The sequence below is a fragment of the Falsirhodobacter halotolerans genome (assembly GCF_022899245.1).
GTDB classification, from domain to species: Bacteria; Pseudomonadota; Alphaproteobacteria; order Rhodobacterales; family Rhodobacteraceae; genus Falsirhodobacter; species Falsirhodobacter halotolerans.
Map to the genome: position 1 here is coordinate 137,089 of NZ_JALJAZ010000001.1, position 15,804 is coordinate 152,892.

At 64.6% G+C, this 15,804-nt stretch carries 15 protein-coding genes; 10 read left to right on the forward strand and 5 right to left on the reverse strand.

Annotated elements, in window-relative coordinates; all coding sequences use genetic code 11:
* Positions 1 to 37 precede the first annotated feature (37 nt).
* The 4 genes from MU449_RS00625 (at position 38) to MU449_RS00640 (ending at position 2,809) form a co-directional block, all read left to right on the forward strand.
* The gene (locus MU449_RS00625) at positions 38 to 877 is read left to right on the forward strand and encodes a peptidylprolyl isomerase (RefSeq protein ID WP_244738899.1); all 840 of its coding nucleotides are present in this window, start codon (positions 38 to 40) and stop codon (positions 875 to 877) included.
* A gap of 32 nt (positions 878 to 909) precedes the next feature.
* Positions 910 to 2,148 (forward strand): bifunctional glutamate N-acetyltransferase/amino-acid acetyltransferase ArgJ, encoded by a 1,239-nt coding sequence (gene argJ / locus MU449_RS00630; RefSeq protein WP_244736040.1) that lies wholly within the window; start codon positions 910 to 912, stop codon positions 2,146 to 2,148.
* The gene (mutT, locus tag MU449_RS00635) at positions 2,145 to 2,555 is read left to right on the forward strand and encodes an 8-oxo-dGTP diphosphatase MutT (RefSeq protein ID WP_342345627.1); all 411 of its coding nucleotides are present in this window, start codon (positions 2,145 to 2,147) and stop codon (positions 2,553 to 2,555) included. The genes argJ and mutT overlap by 4 nt, the downstream gene beginning before the upstream one ends.
* A 110-nt stretch (positions 2,556 to 2,665) precedes the next feature.
* A complete protein-coding gene (locus MU449_RS00640; RefSeq protein ID WP_244736041.1) occupies positions 2,666 to 2,809 on the forward strand; it encodes a hypothetical protein in 144 nt (47 codons plus the stop codon).
* A 65-nt stretch (positions 2,810 to 2,874) separates the two neighbouring features.
* Here the strand turns inward: MU449_RS00640 and infB are convergent, their stop codons facing one another.
* From infB to MU449_RS00665, 5 genes are all read right to left on the reverse strand, one after another.
* A complete protein-coding gene (gene infB, locus MU449_RS00645; protein ID WP_244736042.1) occupies positions 2,875 to 5,373 on the reverse strand; it encodes a translation initiation factor IF-2 in 2,499 nt (832 codons plus the stop codon).
* Complete coding sequence (locus tag MU449_RS00650) at positions 5,370 to 6,002, reverse strand: RNA-binding protein (RefSeq protein WP_244736044.1); 633 nt, start codon at positions 6,000 to 6,002, stop codon at positions 5,370 to 5,372. The genes infB and MU449_RS00650 overlap by 4 nt, the downstream gene beginning before the upstream one ends.
* Positions 6,003 to 7,613, reverse strand: a complete 1,611-nt coding sequence (gene nusA, locus MU449_RS00655; RefSeq protein WP_244736045.1) for a transcription termination factor NusA — start codon at positions 7,611 to 7,613, stop codon at positions 6,003 to 6,005. It abuts the gene before it with no gap.
* A 22-nt stretch (positions 7,614 to 7,635) separates the two neighbouring features.
* Positions 7,636 to 8,250: a ribosome maturation factor RimP gene (gene rimP, locus MU449_RS00660; RefSeq protein WP_244736046.1), complete on the reverse strand. Its 615-nt coding sequence runs from the start codon at positions 8,248 to 8,250 to the stop codon at positions 7,636 to 7,638.
* 142 nt (positions 8,251 to 8,392) lie between these two features.
* Positions 8,393 to 9,214 (reverse strand): ABC transporter permease, encoded by an 822-nt coding sequence (locus tag MU449_RS00665; protein WP_244736048.1) that lies wholly within the window; start codon positions 9,212 to 9,214, stop codon positions 8,393 to 8,395.
* A gap of 129 nt (positions 9,215 to 9,343) precedes the next feature.
* Here MU449_RS00665 and cysQ point away from each other — a divergent pair, with 129 nt between their 5' ends.
* From cysQ to MU449_RS00695, 6 genes are all read left to right on the forward strand, one after another.
* Entirely contained in the window at positions 9,344 to 10,135 is a 792-nt protein-coding gene (gene cysQ, locus MU449_RS00670) for a 3'(2'),5'-bisphosphate nucleotidase CysQ (RefSeq protein WP_244736049.1), read from the forward strand.
* Entirely contained in the window at positions 10,135 to 10,923 is a 789-nt protein-coding gene (locus MU449_RS00675; protein ID WP_244736050.1) for a 3-deoxy-manno-octulosonate cytidylyltransferase, read from the forward strand. Before cysQ ends, MU449_RS00675 begins: the two co-directional genes overlap by 1 nt.
* 147 nt (positions 10,924 to 11,070) lie before the next feature.
* Positions 11,071 to 11,964, forward strand: a complete 894-nt coding sequence (gene galU / locus MU449_RS00680) for a UTP--glucose-1-phosphate uridylyltransferase GalU (protein ID WP_244736052.1) — start codon at positions 11,071 to 11,073, stop codon at positions 11,962 to 11,964.
* A 62-nt stretch (positions 11,965 to 12,026) separates the two neighbouring features.
* Complete coding sequence (locus MU449_RS00685) at positions 12,027 to 13,049, forward strand: glycosyltransferase family 2 protein (RefSeq protein WP_244736053.1); 1,023 nt, start codon at positions 12,027 to 12,029, stop codon at positions 13,047 to 13,049.
* Between the two features lie 49 nt (positions 13,050 to 13,098).
* Positions 13,099 to 14,109: a glycosyltransferase family 2 protein gene (locus tag MU449_RS00690; RefSeq protein ID WP_244736054.1), complete on the forward strand. Its 1,011-nt coding sequence runs from the start codon at positions 13,099 to 13,101 to the stop codon at positions 14,107 to 14,109.
* Entirely contained in the window at positions 14,106 to 15,803 is a 1,698-nt protein-coding gene (locus MU449_RS00695; RefSeq protein ID WP_244736055.1) for a beta-1,6-N-acetylglucosaminyltransferase, read from the forward strand. Before MU449_RS00690 ends, MU449_RS00695 begins: the two co-directional genes overlap by 4 nt.
* The last annotated feature ends 1 nt before the right edge of the window (position 15,804 follow it).

A 15,804-nucleotide genomic window follows, 5' to 3' on the forward strand; every position in this document is an offset into this window, starting at 1 on the left:
GAAACACACGATCTGCGCCACGGCCCTTGCTTTGGTGATGACGGTTCCGGCCTTTGCCCAAGACGCAACGCCCGCACCGGCCACCGAGGCCCCCGCCGCAGCCGATGTGACGGCAGACACGGTGGTGGCCACCGTCAACGGCGCGGACATCACGCTGGGCCAGATGCTGATCCTGCGCCAGAACCTGCCGCCGCAGTATCAGCAGCTTCCCGACGAGGCGCTGTTCAAGGGCGTGATGGAGCAGTTGGTCCAGCAGCAGGCGCTGGCGGATTCGATGAAGGACAAGATCACCCCAAAGGACGAGATGGCGATCGCGATCGAGCGTCAGTCCTATCTGGCCGCCAAGGCGCTGGAGGAGGTGGCCGGCGCCGCGGTGACCGACGAATCGCTGCAGGCCGCCTATGACGCGCAATACGCCAATGCGGAGCCGACGACGGAATACAACGCCTCCCACATCCTGGTCGCGACCGAGGAGGAGGCCAAGGCCATCAAGCAGGAGCTGGAGGACGGGGCCGATTTCGCCGAGCTGGCGCGCGAGAAGTCCAGCGACGGCGCGGCGCAGAACGGCGGCGAACTGGGATGGTTCGGCCAGGGCATGATGGTGGAGCCCTTCCAGAACGCCGTCAGCGGCATGTCGGTGGGCGACGTGTCCGATCCGGTGCAGACGCAATTCGGCTGGCATGTGATCAAGCTGAACGAAACGCGCGAGGCCGAGGCCCCGACGCTGGACGAGGTGCGCGACGAGCTGTCGGCCCAGATCCAGGAACAGGCCGTGGCCGAGCATCTGGCCCAGATCGAGGAAGGGGCCGACATCACGCGCCCCGGAGAAGGGCTTGACCCCGCGCTGCTTCGCGACGATTCCTTGCTCGACCAATAAGGGTCGACACGCACGGAGCGAAGGGGATGGCGATGACCGATACGAAACCTGCAAAGGCGGTCTCGCCATTGGCCCCGGACGCCTTTCCCCGGCTGCCCGACATCGCGGGGGTCGAATTTTCCGCGGTTGAGGCCGGGGTGCGGTATGCCGGACGGACGGATGTGACGCTGATCCGTCTGGCGCCCGGCACGTCGGTGGCGGGGGTGTTCACCCGATCCTCCACCCGTGCGGCCTGTGTTCTGGATTGTCAGGACAAACTGGCCCAGCCCGCGCCGGACGGCGCAGGCGCGGCCATCATCGTCAATTCCGGCAACTCGAACGCGTTCACCGGCAAGGCAGGCGCGGTGTCGGTGGCCGAGGTGACAGGCGCGGTCGCCGCGGCGCTGGATCTGCCGGAGGGGCGGGTCTTCTCCTCCTCCACCGGGGTGATCGGCGAACCGCTGCCCCATGACCGCATCATCGCCAAGGTGCCCGCGCTGGTGCAGGGCCTGGACGCGGGCGGGATCGAAATGGCGGCCCGCGCCATCATGACGACCGACACCTTCCCCAAGGGGGCCGTGGTGGATGTGGGCGGCATCCGCATCGCGGGCATCGCCAAGGGGTCTGGAATGATCGCGCCGGACATGGCGACGATGCTGGTCTATATCTTCACCGATGCCAAGATCGAGCCCACGCTGCTGCAATCCATGCTATCGGCGCGCGTGGACGACACGTTCAACGCGATCACCGTGGACAGTGACACCTCCACCTCCGATGCGCTTCTTTTGTGCGCCACGGGGCAAAGCGGGGTGGAGGTCACGGCCGGGCCGGTGGCCGAGGCGTTCGAGGACGCCTTGGGCAGCCTGATGCTGGACCTGGCGCATCAGGTGGTGAAGGACGGCGAGGGTGCCACGAAATTCGTGGAGGTCCGCGTGACCGGTGCCGCGACGGCCGAGGACGCCCAGCGTGTGGCCATGGCGATCGCCAACTCGCCCCTGGTGAAGACGGCGATCGCGGGCGAGGATCCGAACTGGGGCCGCATCGTCATGGCGGTGGGCAAGTCCGGGGCCCACGCCGACCGCGACCTTCTGACGATCCGGTTGGGCGACATGATTCTGGCCGAAAACGGCTGGCGCAGCCCGTCCTATTCCGAGGAGGAGGCCGCCGCCTACATGAAGCGGTCCGAACTGGTCATCTCGGTCGATCTGGGTGTCGGGGGGGCGGCGAAAACGGTCTGGACCTGCGATCTGACGCACCGTTACATCGATATCAACGCCGATTACCGCTCGTGAAGACGGTTCTCGTGGCGGCGGTGGCCTTGGTCGACGACCGGGGCCGTATTCTTTTGGCGCAACGGCCCGAAGGCAAATCCATGGCCGGTCTGTGGGAATTTCCCGGCGGCAAGGTGGAGGAGGGCGAGACCCCCGAGGCCGCCCTTGTCCGCGAACTGGCCGAGGAGCTGGGGATCGAGGTCAGTGCCGCCGATCTTGCCCCCGCGATCTTCGCCAGCCACAGCTATGACACGTTCCACCTTCTCATGCCGGTGTTCCTGTGCCGTCGCTGGCAGGGAGAGGTCACGGGACGGGAGGGTCAGGCGCTGGACTGGGCCGTCGCGTCGGCGCTTGGCGACTATCCCATGCCCGCGGCGGACATCCCCCTGATCGCGCCGCTGACCATGGCCCTTAGCGCGCGAATGTAACGCTTCAATCACAAATCGGACAATTGGCAGGCATTGGCCGAAAATAGTGATGGATTTTTAAAACTTTTATGTATCCTTGGTTTCAGAGACACGAAGCGAGGGAAAGAACCATGTTGCGCACCATCACGATCGGAAGCTGCATTTCGGTCCAGGGCCAGTTCGTCGGGGATGCCGCCGATGGCAAGATCATCGTTCAGGTGGGGGAAAAGAGCTTTGTCGGTCGCCCCGTGCAAAGCGCACGCGTCGCCGCCTGATACCAAACCAACGCACGAAAAAAGCCGGGCATCATGCCCGGCTTTTTTCGTTTCTGGGGCTGGGATCAGGCCAGCTTCCGAACCACTTCCTCGCGTTCGAAGATCTCGATCACGTCGCCCGCGCGGATATCCTCGTAACGTTCGAACGCCATACCGCATTCTTGGCCGGAGATGACTTCCTTCACCTCGTCCTTGAAGCGTTTCAGCGTCTTCAGCGTGCCTTCGTGGATCACCACGTTGTCGCGCAGCAGACGGACACCGGCGGAACGACGTGCCACGCCTTCGGTGACCAGACAGCCCGCAACCATACCCACGCCGGTGACCTTGAAGGTCTCCTTGATGGTGGCATAGCCGATGAAATGCTCGCGGATCTCGTTCTTCAGCAGGCCCGAGGCGGCGTCTTTGATGTCATCGACCAGGTCGTAGATGATCGAGTAATACCGGATCTCCACGCTTTTCTGGTTCGCGGAATTCCGCGCCGAGGCGTTGGCCCGGACGTTGAACCCGATGATCGGCGCATTCGACGCCTCGGCCAGACCGACATCGGTGTCCGTGATCGCGCCCACACCGTAATGCAGGATGCGCACGCGCACCTCGTCGTTGCCGATCTTCTCCAGCGCCTGCACGATCGCCTCGGCCGAACCCTGAACGTCGGCCTTCACCAGAACCGGCAGTTCGGCCACGTCCTTGTCGGCCTTGGCCTTCGCCATCAGCTGTTCCAGCGTGGTCGCGGCCCCGGCGGCGGCGCGTTTGTCCTTGGCGGCGTTCTCGCGATAGAGCGCGATTTCGCGCGCCTGCGCCTCGGTTTCCACCACGTTCAGCACGTCACCGGCGGCGGGGGTGCCGTTCAGGCCCAGAACCTCGACCGGAACCGACGGACCGGCCTCGTTCACACGCTCGCCCTGATCGTTGATCAGCGCGCGGACCTTGCCCCACTGTTCGCCGACGACGAAGATGTCGCCGCGCTTCAGCGTCCCGTTCTGCACCAGAACCGTCGCCACGGGGCCACGACCCACGTCCAGCTTCGCCTCGATCACGGCACCGGAGGCGGCGCGGTCGGGGTTGGCCGTCAGTTCCAGAATCTCGGCCTGCAGGGCGATGGCTTCCAGAAGGTTGTCCAGGCCCTGACCGGTCTTGGCCGACACCTCGACATCCTGCACGTCGCCCGACATCTCCTCCACCACGATTTCGTGCTGCAGAAGGTCAGTGCGGACCTTGGTCGGGTTCGCGCCCGGCTTGTCCACTTTGTTGATCGCGACGATCATCGGCACCTTGGCGGCCTTGGCGTGGTTGATCGCCTCCACCGTCTGGGGCATGACCGCGTCATCGGCAGCCACGACCAGCACGACGATGTCGGTCACCTGCGCGCCACGGGCCCGCATCGACGTGAACGCCGCGTGGCCGGGGGTGTCGAGGAAGGTCAGCGTCGTGCCGCCTTCGGTCTTCACTTGATAGGCGCCGATGTGCTGGGTGATGCCGCCGGCCTCGCCCGAGACGACGTTGGCCTTGCGCAACGCGTCCAGCAGCGAGGTCTTGCCGTGGTCCACATGGCCCATGATGGTGATGACCGGGGCGCGGGTCTTCAGATCCGTGTCCTTGTCCTCGACCTGCTGGATCACCTGTTCCACGTCCGAATCGGAGACGCGGACGGCGCGGTGGCCGAATTCCTCGATCACCAGCTCGGCGGTGTCGGCGTCGATCGCCTGGTTCATCGTGACCATCATGCCCATTTTCATGAGCGATTTGACCACGTCGGCCGCGCGTTCGGTCATCCGGTTCGCCAGTTCCGACACCACGATGGTTTCGGGGATGCGAACATCGCGGAACTGCTTTTCGGCGCGCTGGCCGCCCATCGTCTTCTGACGGGCCTTTTCCTGCTTGCGCTTCATGGCCGCGAGCGAGCGCGTGCGCCCACCTTCGCCCGACAGGGCGTCGTTCAGCGTCAGCTTGCCCGAACGGCGGTTGTCCTCACGGCCCTTGCCGACGCGGTCGCGATCCTCACGCTCCCGCTCCGCCTTGCGGGGGGTGGGGGTGCCGGGACGCGCGGGGACGGGTCCGCCACCGGGGGCCTGGCGCGGGCTGGGGGCCTCGGCCTCGGCGCGCTTGGCGGCGTCGGCTCGGCGGGCATCCGCCTCGGCCAAGGCCTTCAGGCGCTCTTCTTCCTCGGCTTTGGCTTGCAGGGCGGCGACGCGTTCGCGCTCCTCCCGGTCCTTGGCTTCGATCTCTTCGCGGCGGCGCTGACGCTCTTCCTCGCGCTGACGCTCCTCCGCGGCGCGGCGCTCGGCGTCTTCCGCCTCGCGTGCCTTGGCGAGTTTCAGCGCGTTCAGGCGCCGTTCCATCTCCGCATCGGTGATGCCGGCAGGACGCTTGGAAGGGTCGCCCAGCCGGGCGGGTCCGCCACCAGCGGCCGACCCCGAAGCGCCCGGCTTCGGCACGACAACGCGCTTGCGCTTCGTTTCCACCAGAACACTTTTCGTGCGGCCGTGGCTGAAGCTTTGCTTCACCGACCCCGAACGCGGGGCCCCACCCAGACCGAGGGGTTTTTTACCGTCTGTATCGCTCATGCGTCTTTCGTATCCCTTCCGGCGGGCCTGCCGCCGATGTCACCGCGAAGTCCGGCGAGTCTTGCCGCGTCCTCTACTACACGTCGAGTGAGTCCGCCAGCCGCAAGCGCGCCGTGTATCGCATGTTCACGTCCGAATGCCAAACCCAATTCCTGAGCGGTCAGGCACCCTATGAACGTATCCTTACCATAGGGCGGATGCAGCTTCGACTTGCCACGTTCCGACCCGTCGCTGGCCTGGACAAGCACCGCGGCCTTGTCCTTGGTCAGCCAGTCCTTCACCTTCTCGTATCCCGTCACCGCCTCGCCCGCCTTGCGGGCCAGGCTGATCAGGTCCACCACCCGCCGCGCCATCTGGGCATCGACCATGTCGGCCAGCCCTTCGGGCACCTTGACCGGCTGGCGGGCGGCACGGGCGAACAGGCCCTTGGCCGCCGCCTTCTCGATCGCCTTGCGGTCGGCCGAGACATAGAAGCCCCGGCCCGGCAGCCGTGCCAGAATATCCGGCACCACCTGCGCCTCCGGCCCCAGACCGAACCGGATCAACCCGGCCTTCGGTCCCGACGTGCCGGACACGATGCATTTGCGTTCGGGGTCATCCCCCGTATCGGTCCGGCCGCCGCGTGTCATTTACGCCTCGTCTTCTTCGTCTTCGGCTTCGGTGTCCTCGGCCGTCTCAAGCTCGGTCGGATCGACCCAGCCCAGCATGACGCGCGCGGTCATGACCATGGTCTGCGCGTCTTCCAGCGATACGTCGAAGGATTCCAGAATGCCGTCATCCTTCTGACGCTTGCCGTCCTGAACCGTCCAGCCGCCGGCCAGTTCCCAATCGGCACAGGTCGCGAAATCTTCCAGCGTCTTGATGCCGTCCTTGGCCAGAGCTTCGACCATCGGGGGGGTCAGGCCGTCGAATTCGATCAGGCTGTCCTCGACCCCCAACGCGCGGGCGTTTTCCAGCGCCTTGACGTTGGCGGCCTCCAGGTGGTCGCGGGCGCGGGCCTGAAGCTCGGCCGCGGTATCCTCGTCGAAGCCGTCGATGGACAGAAGTTCGTCCGCCTCGACATAGGCCACCTCTTCCAGGTTCGTGAACCCTTCCGAGACAAGGAGTTGGGCCATCATCTCGTCGATATCAAGGGTTGCGATGAAGAGATTCGTGCGTTCGTTGAACTCGGCCTGACGACGCGCGCTCTCGTCGCTTTCGGTCACGATGTCGATGTCAAGCGCGGTCAGCTGGCTGGCCAGACGCACGTTCTGCCCGCGACGGCCAATGGCCAGCGACAGTTGTTCGTCCGGAACCACCACCTCGATCTTGCCCGCGTCGTCGTCGATCACGACCTTCGACACCTCGGCCGGTTGCAGCGCGTTCACAAGGAACGTCGCCTGATCCTCGTTCCACGGAATGATGTCGATCTTCTCGCCCTGCAGCTCGTTCACGACGGCCTGCACGCGGGACCCGCGCATCCCGACGCAGGCGCCGACCGGATCGATGGAGTTGTCATAGGAAATCACGGCGATCTTGGCGCGCGAGCCCGGGTCGCGGGCCACGGCCTTGATCTCGATGATGTTGTCGTAGATTTCCGGCACTTCCATCTTGAACAGTTCGGCCATGAACTGCGGATCGGTGCGCGACAGGAAAATCTGCGGGCCGCGGGGTTCGCGGCGCACATCCTTGATATAGCAGCGGATACGGTCGTTCGGGCGATAGGATTCGCGGCCGATCTTCTCGTTCCGGCGCAGGATCGCCTCGCCCCGGCCGATATCGACGATCAGGTTGCCGTATTCCTCGCGCTTGACCAGCGCGTTGATGATGGTGCCCTTGCGGTCCTTGAATTCCTCATACTGGCGATCCCGCTCGGCCTCGCGCACCTTCTGCAGGATGACCTGCTTGGCCGATTGCGCGGCGATGCGGCCCAGATCGACGGGCGGAACCTCGTCGATGACCTCCTGGCCCACCTGCGGATCGGCCAGATAGGTCTTGGCCTGTTTCACCGTCAGCTGGGCGTGGTGGTTCTCGAACTCCTCATCCGACACGACGGTGCGGATGCGGGCGAAGGTGGCCCGGCCCGTCTTGCGGTCGATCTTGACGCGGATGTCCAGATCGGCCCCGTAACGCGACTTCGCGGCACGGGCCAGACTGTCTTCCATCGCCTGGATCACCAGATCCGGGTCGATCATCTTTTCGCGCGCCACCGCCTCGGCGGTTTGCAGAAGTTCAAGCTGGTTGGCAGAGGTGATCGCCATGTCGCAGGGCCTTTCCGAAAGGTCAGTGCTTGGTGGGGGTGGGTTCCGGGGCGTCGTCTTCGTCGCCCGCTTCCGAGGTCTGGACCTCGTCGAAATCGGCCTCATTGAACGTGCCGCTGGCCTTTTTCTGGCGCAGCATCTCGGCAATCAGGTCATCCGTCAGGATCAGTTTGGCATCCGAAAGCCAGTCGAATTCAAGGCCGATGGTCAGCGTCTCGCCGCTTTCCTCGATCTCGATCAGCACCTCGGATCCTTCGGTGCCGCGCAAAAAGCCCTTGAAGCGGCGGCGGCCGTCGATCAGTTCGGTCGTCTCCACGCGCGCTTCGTAATCGGCCCACATGTCGAAATCCTTCAACCGGGTCAGCGGGCGGTCGATGCCGGGGGACGACACCTCAAGGACGTAATTCTCCTCGATCGGATCCTCGACATCCAGAAGGGCGGACACGGCGGTGGAGATCGTGCCGCAATCGTCCACCTCGATCCCGCCCTCGGGCTTGTCGGCCATGATCTGCAGGATGCGGGTCTTGCCGCCCATCAGGCGGATGCGGACCAGTTCGAAGCCCAGCCCCTCGATCGTGGGGGTCACGATTTCGGCCAGGCGGCGGTCGATGGCGGTTTTCGCAATAAGATCGGTCATCGGAGGTCCAGAATCGGAGGGGTCCAGAAACAAAAAAACGGGCCGAGCGGCCCGCATGATCATCCGGTGGAGCTTCGGGTTTGGACCCCGATGCGCCGCTATGGCCCTGCATATAGCGCAAGGCGCGGGGGCTGGCAAGGCGCTAGCGTCCGACCCCCCAGCTGGCCGAGGCGTAGATGCGGGTATAGAAGACCCCCATCAGCCCGATGACGAAGGCCACCGCCGACACCACGACCGGATAGGTTATGGAGCTGTTATGGGGTGTGTAGTTCAGGAACACGAAGCCGCGCGTCTGGTCGATGATGTGAAACAGCGGGTTCCAGTCGAACATCGCCAGCATCATTGCGGGCAGCGTGTTGGCCAGGAACATCTTGCCCGAGGCCAGCATGTTCACCCGCTGATACAGCATGACCAGGAGCCCGACGAGTCGCGGGTTCCACGGCATGAAGGCATAGGCGACCATGCCGAAGATCGCCCCGCTGGCCCAGGCCAGCAGGAACATGGCCATCATGCCCACCGGATCCTCGATCGTGATCGGCTGCACCGCCGCGTGATAGATGTAAAGCACCACCGCCGCCGACAGAAGCTGGGTGTAAAGCGCGGCAAAGGCCGATGCCGACAGCGCGATCACCGGATTCATCGGCGCATGTTTCATCATCTGCGATGTGGGGCCCTCGGACCCCGCGACCGCCCCCATCGTCTTGGTGTGGGTCAGGAACAGAAAGATGCCGGACATCACATAAAGCACGAAATCGCCGCGGATGGCCGCCGAACGCCCCACGAAGTTCATCAGCACGTAAAAGGCCGCCACCAGCAGAACCGTCTGCAGGATGTTCATGATCAGGCCCATGACCGCGTTCCCCGACCCCTTGCGCGCCTCGCGCACGGTGGCGTGGAAGATCACTTCCAGGGTGCGGGCCGGGGCGGACAGCAGGCCGCGCCGTTTTTGTTCGATCCGAAACATGGCATCCTCCGACGGGGCCCCGAGGCTATCTTCAACCCGATAGCTTGCCGTTCCGTCAACGACACATGATAGTGAAGCCGCGCGTCGCACACAACGCGCGATCATGGCCCTACCCAAACGGAGAGCGGGATGGATTTCGAGACGCTGATGCCCACCTTGCGGACCCTCGCGCTTGGCGCGGGCGACCGGATCATGGAAATTTACGAATCGCCCGATTTCGACGTGCGGTCCAAATCTGACGACAGCCCCGTCACGGCGGCGGACGAGGCGGCGGACGCCTTCATCAGCGAAGGGCTGCGCAAGGCCTTTCCCGATGTGACCCTGATCACCGAAGAGCAGGCCGACAGCCACGCCCTGACCGCCAGCACCTTCCTGATCGTCGATCCGCTGGACGGGACCAAGGATTTCGTGCAGCGGCGCGGCGATTTCACCGTCAACATCGCCTTCGTGCAGGACGGCGTTCCGGTGCGCGGCGTGGTCTATGCCCCCGCCAAGAAGCGCCTGTTCTGGACACGGCCCGACGGCACCTCGGTCGAGGAGACGGGCGATCTGGACAAGGATACGGTGGGCGACCTCGTACCGCTGCGCGTCTCCACCCCCGACAACGGGGCGCTGATGGTGGTGGCGTCGAAATCCCACCGCGATCAGGCGACGGACGATTACATCGGCAAATACGCGGTGCGCGACATGACCAGCGCGGGATCGAGCCTGAAGTTCTGTCTGGTGGCCACGGGCGAGGCCGACATCTATCCCCGTCTGGGCCGCACGATGGAATGGGATACGGCGGCGGGCGATGCCGTGTTGCGCGGCGCGGGCGGTCAGGTCGTGCGGTTCGATGACCAATCCGTCCTGACATATGGCAAGGCGGGCTGGGACAACCCGTTCTTCATCGCCCATGCCCCCGGCGTGGAGTTGAAGTGATGTCCGTTCTCATCGCGATTCCCGCGCGCTACGCCTCCACCCGCTATCCGGGCAAGCCGCTGGTGTCCCTGCGGGGGGCGGATGGCGACAAGACCCTGATCCAGCGCAGCTGGGAGGCGGCGATGGCCGTCGCCGGCGTGGACCGCGTGGTGGTGGCGACCGACGACGACCGCATCCGCGATCACGCGCAGGGCTTCGGGGCGGAGGTGGTGATGACCTCGCCCGCCTGCCGCAACGGCACCGAACGCTGCGCCGAGGTGGCGGCGCAGGTGTCGGATCACGACATCATCGTCAATCTTCAGGGCGACGCCCCCCTGACCCCGGCTTGGTTCGTGGAGGATCTTGTGGCCGGCCTGCGCGCACATCCCGAAGCGGCGGTGGCCACCCCCGTCCTGCGCTGCGACGGGGCCGCGCTGAACGGGTTTCTGGAGGATCGCCGCGCGGGCCGGGTGGGGGGCACCACGGCGGTGTTCGACGCGCGCCGCCACGGGCTCTATTTCTCCAAGGAGGTGATCCCCTTCACCTCCCGCACCTATGCCGAGGATGAGGCGACGCCGGTGTTCCACCATGTGGGCGTCTATGCCTATCGCCCCGACGCGCTGACCGCCTATGGCACATGGCCGACCGGCCCGCTGGAGGAGTTGGAGGGGCTGGAGCAGTTGCGGTTTCTGGAAAACGGCACCCCCATCCTGTGCGTGGAAGTGGAAGGGCGGGGCCGCGTGTTCTGGGAATTGAACAATCCGGCAGATGTTCCACGAATTGAACGGGTTCTTCAGGCGGGCGGATGACGGAAGCACGCCGATCCGACACGACGGAATTGATCGCGGCCCCGACCGGGCTATCATTGCCGGAACCGGCGCCACAACGCTTGCAAGATATACCGGCGCACCCTTAACATGTTAAAATCCCGCGTATCTGCGCAAAAAGTGAGAGTCATGAGCATCAAAAAGGTCACCAAAGCCGTTTTCCCCGTCGCTGGCATGGGGACGCGATTCCTTCCGGCCACGAAATCGGTTCCGAAAGAGATCCTGTCGCTGGTGGACCGACCGCTGGTGCAATACGCCATCGACGAAGCCCGCGCCGCCGGGATCGAGGAGTTCATCTTCGTCACCTCGCGCGGGAAATCGGCGCTTGAGGATTATTTCGACGTCTCGCCCACGCTGGAAGCCTCGCTCAAGGCGTCCGGCAAGGACGAGCTTCTGGACATCCTGAACTCCACCAACATGGATGACGGCAAGATCGCCTATGTTCGCCAGCACCGCGCGCTGGGTCTGGGCCACGCCGTCTGGTGTGCCCGCCGCCTGATCGGGGACGAGCCGTTTGCCGTCATGCTGCCCGATGACGTCATCACCGGCGACGTGCCCTGCCTGAAGCAGATGGTGCAGGCCTATGAGAAAACCGGCGGCAACATCGTGGCCGCGATGGAGGTGCCGGTCGAGGCGACGAAATCCTATGGCATCCTGGACGTGTCCGAAGACAACGGATCGACCGTGCGCGTGAAGGGCATGGTGGAAAAGCCGAAGTCGAACCCGCCGTCGAACCTGGCCGTGATCGGTCGTTACATCCTGACGCCGTCGGTTCTGGACACGCTGGACAAGAAGGAAACCGGCGCAGGTGGGGAAATCCAGCTGACCGACGCCATCGCCCGCGAGATCGAGACGAAGAACAACGTCTATGGCTTCCGCTTCAAGGGCGAGCGGTATGACTGCGGCTCCAAAGCAGGCTTCCTTCAGGCGACCGTCGCCTTCGGCCTGGCCCGCGACGACCTGCGCGACGAATTCAGCCAGTTCCTGAACGACGTCGTGTCCTCCAGCAAGACCGCGCAATAAAGGTGGGGCGTCGGGGGCCCGGCACCCCGACGCCGGCCGCGGGGATTCTGGAACTTCCGCCTTTGACGCCATCCGTGCAGACCGCGCGGGTGGCGTTCGCCTTGCGGTGGAAGCGCCGTCGCCTGTTGTGGCGCGCCTTTCGCAGCCGGGGCGACCTTGTGCCCGATCGCGACCGCACCGCGCAGATACGCCGCGACACGATTCTGGGTTTCGCCTGTGTGCGCAACGAGGCGGCGCGCCTGCCCTATTTTCTGGACCATGTCCGCCGTCTGGGCGTCGGGCATCTTCTGATCGTGGACAATGACAGCACCGACGGCACGCAGGACCTTCTGCGGAGCCAACCCGACGTGTCGCTGTGGACCACCACGGCGGGATACAAGGCGGCGCGCTTCGGCGTGAACTGGACCACCTGGCTGCAGATGCGGTTCGGCCACGGGCATTGGTGCCTGACGCTGGATGCGGACGAGTTGCTGATCTATCCCCATTGGCAGACGCGAGATCTGCGCGCGCTGACCGGCTGGCTGGACGATCACGGGCAGGACATGTTTCCCGCCATGATGCTGGACCTGTTTCCCAAAGGGCCACTGGACCGCGCGCCGCACCGGCCGGGCGACGATCCGACGCGGCACCTGTGCTGGTTCGACCACGGCAACTATTCGGTGCAGGTCCAGCCGCGTATGCGCAACTTCTGGATCCAGGGGGGGCCGCGCAGCCGCGCGCTTCTGGCTGATCCCCGGCGCGGTCCCACCCTGAACAAGGTGCCGCTGATCCGCTGGCGCCGCCATTACGCCTATGTCAATTCGACGCATTCGGTCCTGCCGCGTCGCCTGAACCGATTCTATGCCGAAGACGGGGGCGAGATGCCGTCCGGGCTTTTGCTGCACACGAAGTTCCTGAACACCGCCCCCGCCCGCGCCCGCGAAGAAAAAGCGCGCGGCGAACATTTTTTCGACGCCAGTTTTTATCAAGACTACTATGATGTTGTGGCATCGGGGCCTGATCTCTGGCATCCCTGTGCGGAACGATTGCGGGGATGGCGGCATCTGGAGGCGCTGGGCCTTATGTCACGCGGGGGGTGGGCCTGATCATGCCGGACACGGGACATGACATCCGAATTCCGACCGAGGTGTGCGTTTGGGGCTGAAACGAACGATCGACCTGCGCGTTCGGCGCGAATGGCACCGCCTGCGGGCCTGGCGCCGTCTGGCGGACCTGAAGGGCGTGGCCAATCGCACGGGCCGCATCCAGCGGGGCGATATCCTGCTGTTCTGCACCTTGCGCAACGAACGCATCCGCCTGCCGTATTTCTTCGACTACTATCGGCGGATGGGGGTCAACCACTTCCTGTTCGTGGACAATGGCAGCGATGACGGCACCCGCGACTATCTGGTCCGGCAGGAGGACGCCTCGGTCTGGACCACCACCGCAAGCTATCGCCGGGCGCATTTCGGGGTGGACTGGCTGAACGGGTTGCAGGGCCGGTTCGGGCACAATCACTGGTGCCTGACGGTGGATGCCGACGAATTCCTCGTCTATCCCTTCTGCGACACGCGCCCCTTGCGCGCGCTGACCGACTGGCTGCAAAGCTGTTCCATCCGGTCGATGTCGGCGATGATGCTGGACATGTATCCCAAAGGGTCCATCGGCGCGAAACCCTATCACGAAGGGCAGAATCCGTTCGAGATCGCGGAATGGTTCGACCCCGGCAATTACCAGATCAGCCGCAACGGCCAATATGGGAATGTCTGGATCCAGGGCGGGCCGCGCGGGCGGGCCTTTTTCGGCGACGCGCCCTATTCCGCGCCGGCGCTGAACAAGATCCCGCTGGTGCGGTGGAACCGCCGCTACGCCTATATCAGTTCCACCCACATGATGCTGCCGCGCGGCCTGAACAGCACCTATGACCGCTGGGGCGGTGAACAGGTATCGGGATGCCTGATGCATGCCAAGTTCATCGACACGTTCGGTGCCAAGGCGCAGGAGGAGATGCGTCGGGGCGAGCATTACGCCCAAAGCCGCGAATATGCCGCCTATCGCGAACGGATCGAGGCCGAACCCGACCTGTGGACGCGGTGGAGCGAGCGTTACGTCAACTGGCGCCAGCTGGAGATATTGGGCCTTATTTCCAAGGGGAACTGGGCATGAGCGTCGGATTCGTCATGTTGTGCCACACCGCGCTGGACCGCGTGGCGCAGGTGGCGCGCCATTGGGCCGAACAGGGCTGCCCGGTGGTGATCCATGTGGACAGCCGCGTGCGCCCGCGCGAGTTGCGCGACATGAAGAAAAGCCTGGACGACATGCGCAAGCTGATCCGGTTCAGCCCCCGCTATCGCTGCGAATGGGGGGGGTGGAACCTTGTGGCCGCCACGCAGGCCGCCTCGCAGATGATGTTGCGGCAGTTTCCGGGGGTGCGCCATGTCTACCTGACCTCGGGGGCGTGTTTGCCGTTGCGTCCGGCGGCGGATCTTGTCGCCTATCTGAACGAACGGCCCGAGACGGATTTCATCGAATCGGTCATGACCGAGGAGGTGGGCTGGACCATCGGCGGGCTGAACATCGAACGGTTCCGGCTGTTCTTCCCCTTTTCCTGGCGCCGAAACCGGCGTGTGTTCGATATCGCCACACGGATGCAGCAACGGCTGGGCGTGCGGCGGCGCATCCCGCAGGGGATCGTGCCGCATCTGGGCAGCCAATGGTGGTGCCTGACGCGCAAGACGCTGCTGGCCATTCTGGACAGCCCCGAACGCGTCCGCCACGATCGGTATTTCCGCCGGGTGTGGATCCCCGATGAAAGTTACTTCCAAACTCTGGTTCGCCGGTATTCCACCGATGTCGAAAGCCGGTCCCTGACGCTGTTCAAGTTCGATTTTCAGGGCAAGCCCCACATCTTCTATGACGATCACCTGTCGCTTCTGCGCCGGTCGGATTGCTTTGTGGCGCGCAAGGCCTGGGCCCATGCCGACCGGCTTTACGACCATTTCCTGTCCCCGGCGGTGGCCGAGGATCAGCGCTCCGATCCTAATCCGGGGCGGATCGACCGGCTGTTCAGCGCCGCAAAGGAACGGCGTGTGCGGGGGCGGGCGGGTCTGTACATGCAAAGCCGCTTTCCCGTGTCGAATTTCGAGAATGGCCGCACGGCGATGCCCTATTCGGTGCTGCAAGGGTTTGCCGAACTGATGCCGGATTTCCCCGATTGGCTGACCACGATGACCGAAACCCGTGTGCACGGCCATCTGTTCGGGCCGGAGCGGGTGGAATTCGCGGGCGGCCAATCGGTCTTCCGCGGCGGGCTGTCCGACAGTGCCAAGCTGCGCGACTACAATCCCAAAAGCTTCCTGACCAGCCTGATCTGGAACACGCGGCCCCGGCGGCAGTGCTTCATGTTCGGCCCGGCCGACAACCAGACGCTGAACGGCTTCATGGCCGCCGATCCCAACGCGCAGATCTCGATCGTGTCGGGGGCCTGGGCCGTTCCGCTCTATCGTTCGGGCCTGCCCTTTTCGGATATCCGGCGCGAAGCGGCGCGGCTGCAACGGGTGGAGATGGAGTTTCTGGATCTGTTGGAACAGCATTGGGTCAAGGCGCGGGTGCGGATCTGGCCGCTGGCTACCTTTCTCGACAAACCGACCGAGCCGCTGCAGACCATCATCGAGGAAATCGCCCCGCGCCTGCGCCCCCGTCTGACAAGCGCCCCCAATCTGGTCGATCTGACAGGTTTCGGGCAGTTCCTTCAGGATTTGCGCAATCAGGGGATGCAGCCCATGGTCATGGGCGATTATCCGGCCAACGATATATTTCACAATCCCGACCGACAGGTCCGTCCGCATCTGGTGAGCTGAC

Excerpts from the sequence above, each read along its gene's own strand:
- MU449_RS00625 (WP_244738899.1), top strand. The coding sequence starts at position 38 with ATGACGGTTCCGGCCTTTGCCCAAGACGCAACGCCCGCACCGGCCACC.
- argJ (WP_244736040.1), top strand. The coding sequence starts at position 910 with ATGACCGATACGAAACCTGCAAAGGCGGTCTCGCCATTGGCCCCGGAC.
- MU449_RS00640 (WP_244736041.1), top strand. The coding sequence starts at position 2,666 with ATGTTGCGCACCATCACGATCGGAAGCTGCATTTCGGTCCAGGGCCAG.
- infB (WP_244736042.1), bottom strand. The coding sequence starts at position 5,373 with ATGAGCGATACAGACGGTAAAAAACCCCTCGGTCTGGGTGGGGCCCCG.
- MU449_RS00650 (WP_244736044.1), bottom strand. The coding sequence starts at position 6,002 with ATGACACGCGGCGGCCGGACCGATACGGGGGATGACCCCGAACGCAAA.
- nusA (WP_244736045.1), bottom strand. The coding sequence starts at position 7,613 with ATGGCGATCACCTCTGCCAACCAGCTTGAACTTCTGCAAACCGCCGAG.
- rimP (WP_244736046.1), bottom strand. The coding sequence starts at position 8,250 with ATGACCGATCTTATTGCGAAAACCGCCATCGACCGCCGCCTGGCCGAA.
- MU449_RS00665 (WP_244736048.1), bottom strand. The coding sequence starts at position 9,214 with ATGTTTCGGATCGAACAAAAACGGCGCGGCCTGCTGTCCGCCCCGGCC.
- cysQ (WP_244736049.1), top strand. The coding sequence starts at position 9,344 with ATGGATTTCGAGACGCTGATGCCCACCTTGCGGACCCTCGCGCTTGGC.
- MU449_RS00675 (WP_244736050.1), top strand. The coding sequence starts at position 10,135 with ATGTCCGTTCTCATCGCGATTCCCGCGCGCTACGCCTCCACCCGCTAT.
- galU (WP_244736052.1), top strand. The coding sequence starts at position 11,071 with ATGAGCATCAAAAAGGTCACCAAAGCCGTTTTCCCCGTCGCTGGCATG.
- MU449_RS00695 (WP_244736055.1), top strand. The coding sequence starts at position 14,106 with ATGAGCGTCGGATTCGTCATGTTGTGCCACACCGCGCTGGACCGCGTG.